Annotated in this window: 6 protein-coding genes; 2 read left to right on the top strand and 4 right to left on the bottom strand. The window is 45.7% G+C overall.

The window, feature by feature from the left end; all coding sequences use genetic code 11:
* Window positions 1-151: 151 nt before the first annotated feature.
* Window positions 152-511: an ATP-binding protein gene (locus NJ959_RS23565; protein WP_373693642.1), complete on the top strand. Its 360-nt coding sequence runs from the start codon at window positions 152-154 to the stop codon at window positions 509-511.
* 56 nt (window positions 512-567) lie between these two features.
* Here the strand turns inward: NJ959_RS23565 and uppS are convergent, their stop codons facing one another.
* The 3 genes from uppS to lysA all read right to left on the bottom strand — a co-directional run bounded on the left by uppS (window position 568) and on the right by lysA (window position 4183).
* Window positions 568-1332, bottom strand: a complete 765-nt coding sequence (uppS, locus tag NJ959_RS23560; RefSeq protein ID WP_373693705.1) for an undecaprenyl pyrophosphate synthase — start codon at window positions 1330-1332, stop codon at window positions 568-570.
* 142 nt (window positions 1333-1474) lie between these two features.
* On the bottom strand, window positions 1475-2398 hold the full coding sequence (gene cdaA, locus NJ959_RS23555) for a diadenylate cyclase CdaA (RefSeq protein WP_254014183.1): 924 nt from the start codon (window positions 2396-2398) through the stop codon (window positions 1475-1477).
* Window positions 2399-2794: 396 nt separating this feature from the next.
* Window positions 2795-4183 carry a diaminopimelate decarboxylase gene (gene lysA / locus NJ959_RS23550; protein WP_254014182.1) on the bottom strand — a complete coding sequence of 463 codons (1389 nt, stop codon included), beginning with the start codon at window positions 4181-4183 and terminating at the stop codon, window positions 2795-2797.
* A 168-nt stretch (window positions 4184-4351) separates the two neighbouring features.
* Here lysA and rimI point away from each other — a divergent pair, with 168 nt between their 5' ends.
* Complete coding sequence (gene rimI / locus NJ959_RS23545; RefSeq protein ID WP_256529675.1) at window positions 4352-4981, top strand: ribosomal protein S18-alanine N-acetyltransferase; 630 nt, start codon at window positions 4352-4354, stop codon at window positions 4979-4981.
* Window positions 4982-5253: 272 nt separating this feature from the next.
* Here rimI and NJ959_RS23540 read toward each other — a convergent pair.
* Window positions 5254-6955, bottom strand: a 1702-nt coding sequence (locus tag NJ959_RS23540; RefSeq protein WP_256529674.1) for a HEAT repeat domain-containing protein, incomplete at its 5' end; no start/stop codon positions are given.

The following is a 6955-nucleotide window of genomic DNA, read 5'->3' as shown; positions in this document are numbered from 1 at the left end:
AATATTTCCCGAAAACAGATAACAGAATCCGAAAATTTACCCACTGTTGAAGATAACGAAGTTACCTCCAAGCCGGGAACCAGAAGAACTAAGAAAACTGCCCCATCCGAATAAATATGCTAATGGGGAAATTAATTATCTGCTACAGAAGATGGAAGAATATCAGGGTTTGGTGATTTTGACTACGAATATGAAGAATGCTCTGGATGGAGCTTTTGACCGTAGAATTAGATTTACGCTCCAGTTTAGCTTTCCGGAACCCAAATTGCGAGTCGAAATGTGGCGGCGTGTTTTCCCACCAGAAACGCCGACTGAGGGGTTGGATTTTTATAAGTTAGGGAAATTGAATGTGGCGGGGGGAAGTATCCGAAATATTGCGATGAATGGGGCATTTTTGGCAGCCTCTGCTGGGGAAGCTGTGATGATGAAACATTTACTTCATGCGACGAAAAGTGAGTGTGTGAAGATGGAGAAATTGCTGACTGATGTGGAAATTAAGGGTTGGGTTTGAAGGTATATTTCTCAAAGAAACCGGGTTTCTTTGAGAAACCCGGTTTCTCTTTCCCATCATATTTTTCCAAATCTACGCTTTCGCTGCTGATAGGCAAACAAAGCCTGATGAAACTGTTCCCGATCGAAATCAGGCCATAAAATATCTGTAATATATAGTTCCGCGTAAGCCATTTGCCAAAGTAAAAAATTACTCAAACGCATCTCCCCACTAGTGCGAATCAAGAGATCCGGATCGGAGACATTCGCCGTGTAAAGGTGACGGGAAAACAAAGCCTCATCAATCTCATCCAATTGAATTTTACCTTCCTGCACCTCTTGCGCGATCGCATGGACAGCTTGCAAAATCTCCTGACGCGCTCCATAATTGGTAGCCACGTTAAACTGAATACCATTATTATCCTGAGTTTTCGTCATCGAGCGCTGAATTTCCCCTTGGAGAGATTGCGGTAGCGCTGATAAATTACCCAAAAACTGAATTTGGACATTTTCCTTCATCATGTCATCAATTTCTCGCCGCAATACCCGCTCAAACAGAGTCATTAAAAACTCCACTTCTTCCAAAGGACGACCCCAATTTTCAGTAGAAAAAGCATAAGCAGTCAGCGCTTTAATTCCCCAATCCTTACAGCAGCGCAACAAATCTTTTAGGGCATCTACTCCCCGACGGTGACCCATAATTCGGGGTAATCCTTGGCGTTGTGCCCAGCGACCATTACCATCCATAATTACTGCCACATGTCGGGGTAGACGTTCTCGGTCAAGGTCTATTGGTAGCTCTTTTAAGCGAGTTTGCATAATTTTTCCGTTGTCAGTCGTCATTTGTCCGTCGTTCGTTGTTTGTTGTTCGTTATTTGTTGTTCGTTATTTGTTGTTCGTTATTCTTTGTTTGCCAACTAACCACTGATCGCTAATCAATGACAAATGACAAATGACAAATGACCAATGACAAATAACAAAACACTCATTTCTTCTTCTTCCCAGAAGTGGATGACGGAAGACGGAGGAAATGGGAAAGAAGTACCCGTCCTTTAGACTTAACTTGGCGGCCCAAAGTTCGTAAATCTGGAGCAACGGCCTCGCGGTCAACAGTTCTGGAAAATCGAGCCTCTAGCAGTTCTTTCAGTTTACTGCTGGTTAAAGGTCTGTTGAGTCCTCCTTTTTCCGCCAACGAAATTGAACCTGTTTCTTCTGATACAACTATACAAAGGCAATTTGCGACACGCTCTGTAATTCCCATCGCAGCCCGATGGCGCGTACCGAGTTGCCGAGACGCTGTGCGATCGGAAAGCGGCAAAATTACACCCGCAGCCGCGATGCGGGAACCTCGAATCAACACCGCCCCATCATGAAGCAGCGTTGTAGTCTGAAATATGGTTTGCAGCAATTCTTTAGAAAGTTCTGCATTTAGCTGAACACCCGGTACAGAAAAATCCCGCTCGTCAATCAACCCATTAGTTTCCATAATCATCAAAGCGCCGATCCGATTTTGGGACAATTCTTTAACAGCATCCACAATTTCATCGATCGCACTGTCTGTTTTAGGAGGGGAGCGTCGCTGAGTTTGAAATAACTCCGTAATTTTTCCTTGCCCTAGCTGTTCGAGAAATCGGCGAAACTCTGACTGGAAGATGACAGCCATCGCCACAGCAGAGCCAACCACTAACTTTTCTAGCACAAAACTCAGGAGCATCAAACCAAGTCGATTACTCACCACAGCAGTAAGCATCAGGACAAGTAATCCCCTCACCATCCATAGGGTGCGGCGTTCCCCAACGATCAGGAGTACACAATAGGTGAGAACAAGAACCAATCCGATGTCAACGCTATGAATCAACAAGGATTGCACCCTGTCTGAGTCAGCCAAAGGACCAGACGACGACGACATTGAACTTCGATAAACGTTTAGGGCTTGAGATGCTTGACGGAATGGTCATTAGTCATTAGTTTTTGGTTTACTATAATTCTGAATGATTTTCTCTCCACCTCTGGCAAGAAACCTCGCAGGGGGTGGAGCAATCGAGAACTAAGGACTGATCCCTAATGACTCCGCGAAGCGGTTTGACTCTGGCTTGATTGTAGCGATATCGAGCAACAACTGGTCAGATAAGTAGTCGGACATAAATAAACAGTGCTGTGTAACGAAAGGTGTCGGGTAGGCAATGTCCACCATCTGTCCCAGCATTGGATGAAATGACATTGATCGACATTGCCTACCAAAAGTTTAATTTGTTCACCTACTTAATCGGTGTTCGCTGAATTTTATTCAAAGCAAAAATCTAACTTAAGTTAGTCTTTTTGGCAAACAATCATGGCGGATTAAGTCTTGATAAGTCTCCCTCTGTAAAATTAACTCAGCTTCTCCCTCCGCAACCAAGACTGCTGCTGGTCGAGGTATACGATTGTAATTGGAAGCCATACTGTAATTGTAGGCTCCAGTACTCATGACGACGAATATATCCCCTGACTCTGTTTGAGGTAACTTTGCTTCTTTAATCAAAATATCTCCGGATTCGCAGTGTTTCCCGGCAATAGTCACAGTTTCTGTTAGAGGTTGTGACATCCGGTTGGCAACTACACACCGATATACGGATTGGTAAGTAATCGGACGGGGATTATCTGACATACCACCATCAATGGCTAAGTAAGTGCGGATTTCGGGGATCTCCTTGCGAGTGCCAATCGTGTAGGCGGTGACACAAGCAGAACCAATAATAGATCTTCCTGGCTCGCAGAGTAATTTGGGTAAGGGCAGTTGTCGTTCCTCACAAGCGGTGACAATGGCTTCACAGACACCTTTCACCCAAGCATCAATACTGGGGGGATCGTCGCTTTCGGTATAGCAAATCCCTAAACCACCCCCGACATTGAGTAATTGGATTGGTAAATCGTATTGACTCGCTTTACTGATAAAATCGACTAAGACACCAGCCAAGTCTTTGTGGGGTTGACTTTCAAAAATTTGAGAACCAATGTGGGCGTGTAAGCCGATGCAGTTTAGGATCGGGTGTTGGCTGACAAAGCGAAATAGCTCATCTAAAACATTGGGATCGAAGCCAAACTTACTATCCAAGTGTCCGGTGCGAATATATTCGTGGGTATGACATTCGATCCCCGGAGTCAATCGTAGCAAGATCCGCACTGGTTCTGTGGCTATATTAGCTAGTGTCTGTAACTCTAACCAGTTATCGACAACAATGGTGCAACCACTTTCAATAGCGAGTTCCAGTTCAGCGCTAGATTTGTTATTGCCATGGAAATAAAGTTTGTCGGGACTAACTCCAGCTTGCAGCGCCGTATAGAGTTCACCTCCCGATACGACATCGATCCCCAAACCTTCCGATGCCACGATCGCACAAACTGCTAAACTATTCCAGGCTTTAGAGGCATACAAAACCAGGGATTCACCAGGGTAGTAACTTGCCATCGCCTCCCGGTATTGACGGCAAGCAGTTCTAACTGTCATCTCATCTAAAATATACAGAGGAGAGCCGAATTGTTCCACTAAGGCAGTGACATCGCAGCCGCCTATTTCCAAGCAATCCTGGCTGTTGACTTGGGCTGAAAGAGGCATAAGTTCTTGATTAGGCGATCGCATCTCTCCCTCTTTTTCAGTATTGTGGAGATATTGTCGTCCGGAATTTTGCACCTGAGTGCGATCGGTCGCTAGCATTGTTACGATCCTTATATAGCGCTATGTGAATTGGTTACTAGATATTAAAAAATAATAACATTTATCGAATCAGTTCGATATATCTTATATTGTTAAGCCGATTTCGTCTAATTTTAATGTTGATTGCTACAGCAATAGCCCAGAATCCAATCTAACCTTGTACAATAGATGGCTGTGAATTTATTACAGCTTAATCCCCTATCAGTCGAGCAACTAAATGCCGCCGTCGAATTAGATCGGTTATGTTTTGGTGGACTTTGGACGCGAGACGGCTACCAGAGGGAGTTAGAAAGCCCCAACTCTCACTTAATCGTCTTAGAAACGGTTCCTGGCGATCGGGTGTCCGGATGTCCGAATCAGTTGTCTGATGGGTTAACTCAAAACTCTGTTAAAGAGAGCCTCACAACAAATCCCACCTCCCCAAACATTCTCCTCGGTTTAGGTTGTTTTTGGTCAATTTTGGAAGAGGCACATATTACTATTCTGGCAGTTCATCCAAATTATCAGCGTCAGGGATTGGGTAAGTTGTTGCTCTATGCCCTGCTGCGGGATGCCAGAATGCGTAACTTGGAGTGGGCAACCCTAGAAGTAAAACCCTCTAATCAAGCTGCATTATCTCTGTATCATAAGTTTGGCTTCACCGAAGCGGGATGCCGCCGCAAATATTACCAAGATACGGGGGAAGATGCCCTAATTCTCTGGCGGGGTGGTATCTCAAAGCCTGAATTTGAGGAAACTCTATCCAACTGTTTTCAGGAAGTCGAGCATCGTCTAGCTCGCTGGGGCTGGAAATTATAGTCAACCTGAGTGAGGAGTTTGGAGTGAGGTGTATGCGCGAAGCGCAGGCTACGCCAACGGAGTGAGGAGTATGCGCGAAGCGCAGGCTACGCCAACGGAGTTCTCAGGGAAGCGACTCCCATGTAAAAATAGTGTCAATAATGCCATAGTTGTCGCCCTGGAGGCCGTCATGAGTCAAATATGCGTGTCTTTTGCTGTTAAATTTTAACTCCTAACACCCTTGGCGTAGCCGCCCTGAAAGGGCTACTCCTAACACCGAACCCAGGTGAGAACTATTGCGTAACACCTCGAAGTATAGTGAGAGCATTACGGATGCGATCGATTGGTTCGCGGTTAAACTTAGCATTGGGAGCCTGGATAATATTCAGAACTTGAGTAAATTCTGCGATCGCTTGTTGGCGTTGGTTAGCCGAAAGACTGCCATCCTGCCAAGCGATAGCTGTCTTCTGCGCAATTTCTCCCAGAGTTGTGGCGGCATAACCGGGCGAGTCTTTCTGGTTTCCTAGCAGGAAAGCCCTAAGTTTGGGTACTAAATCTAAGGCTGCTACCCCAAGTTTCCCAATCGCAATAATTGCACTATTGCGAGTGTTATCATCGGCAGAGTCTAATCGCGCTCTGTAGTAGGGCAGAAGATAGGGCGCAGACTGCGAGCCATAACCCCGCAACTGATACAGTGCCGCCCGTTGAATTGATGAATCGGGGTGCTGCAACAATCGCCCGACAACAGGCAAGCCTTGAGTCTCTCCTAACCTTCGTAATGCCCAGGCGGTTGCCATCCCCATCCAAGGATTATTATCTTTGAGGGCAGTGGTGAGGGCTGGGATGGCTTGGCGATTTCCCAGTTTACCTAAAGCAATAGCAGCATTGACTCGCACTAGATTATCGGGGTTATCAGGAGCAAGAGGATAAAGAGATTGCTCTGTAAAGAGATAAATTGATGCAGGAGGAGGTATAACGATAAGACCATATCCATTTGGCAGATAACGCTCAGTATCCTCTAGTAGTGCTACCAAATCGGGAAGCGCCGACTGTGCTGCCTCTCCTAGATTACCTATCACTTCCGCCGCCTCCAGACGCACAATTGGCTCTGATGCTTTTAAACTTTTGATTAATCCTGGTAATGCTCCTGTACCCAGCAATTCTAATCCTTCCTTGGCGGCGTTACGCACTCTGAAATTCTCATCTTTAACTACGATGAGCAAGGTTGTGGTAGTATTAGCATCAGCTTCTGCTCCCAATACTTTACGCAGAAGGGATTTTGAGTCTTGAAAAATTTCGGCTGCACTGCTACGCAGATTAGGATTGGAATCTTGTAAAGCTTCTAACCAATAAGATAATAAGGGGATGGAAGCTCCAATTTCAGCCAGTGCCCATGTCGCATTCAGCTTAACCCAAGGATCGGGATCTTCCAATGCTTCCGTTAGAGGAGGTGTAGCTAATTTTCTCGCAGGTAAACCAATTTTCCCAATGGCGGCAATAGCTGTAATCCGTAGTAGGTTTTCGGGGTTTTCGGGAGGGATAGGTGGGCTGCGCCGCTCTTTTACATTTGCTTGGGGGATTTTGGGTAGTATTCGAATATTACCTGGTGGCGCGATCGCTCTTCGCCTATCATCGATCATCTTAACCAATTCAGGAATAGCTGGCACTGCGGCATCACTAAGATTTCCCAGCACCTCAGCTACGGCACTTTTAACCAGAGGATCGGAATCTGCCATTGCTTTGATCAGTTCTGGTACAATATTTTCTTCCGTGTGGCTTAGTTGTCTGATAATTTCATGACGTTTTCCTACATTAGCAGTCCGGAGTTGTTCGACTAGTTCAGCAACTACAATTGGTTTGGCTATCTCCTGATTTTTCGGTATAGTTGGTACGGGTTGTGGTAGACTCAATGTTCCCCTTTGAGCTGCTGCGGGTGTTGTGTTAGCTTTCTTCGCCGGAAGCCTCACGCCATATTTGTACTCAAATTGGCGTGAG

The organism is Limnofasciculus baicalensis BBK-W-15, assembly GCF_024178385.1.
GTDB classification, from domain to species: Bacteria; Cyanobacteriota; Cyanobacteriia; order Cyanobacteriales; family Coleofasciculaceae; genus Limnofasciculus; species Limnofasciculus baicalensis.
Note: the sequence above shows the minus strand (reverse complement) of the source record. Positions and strands in the feature narration are given on the sequence as shown.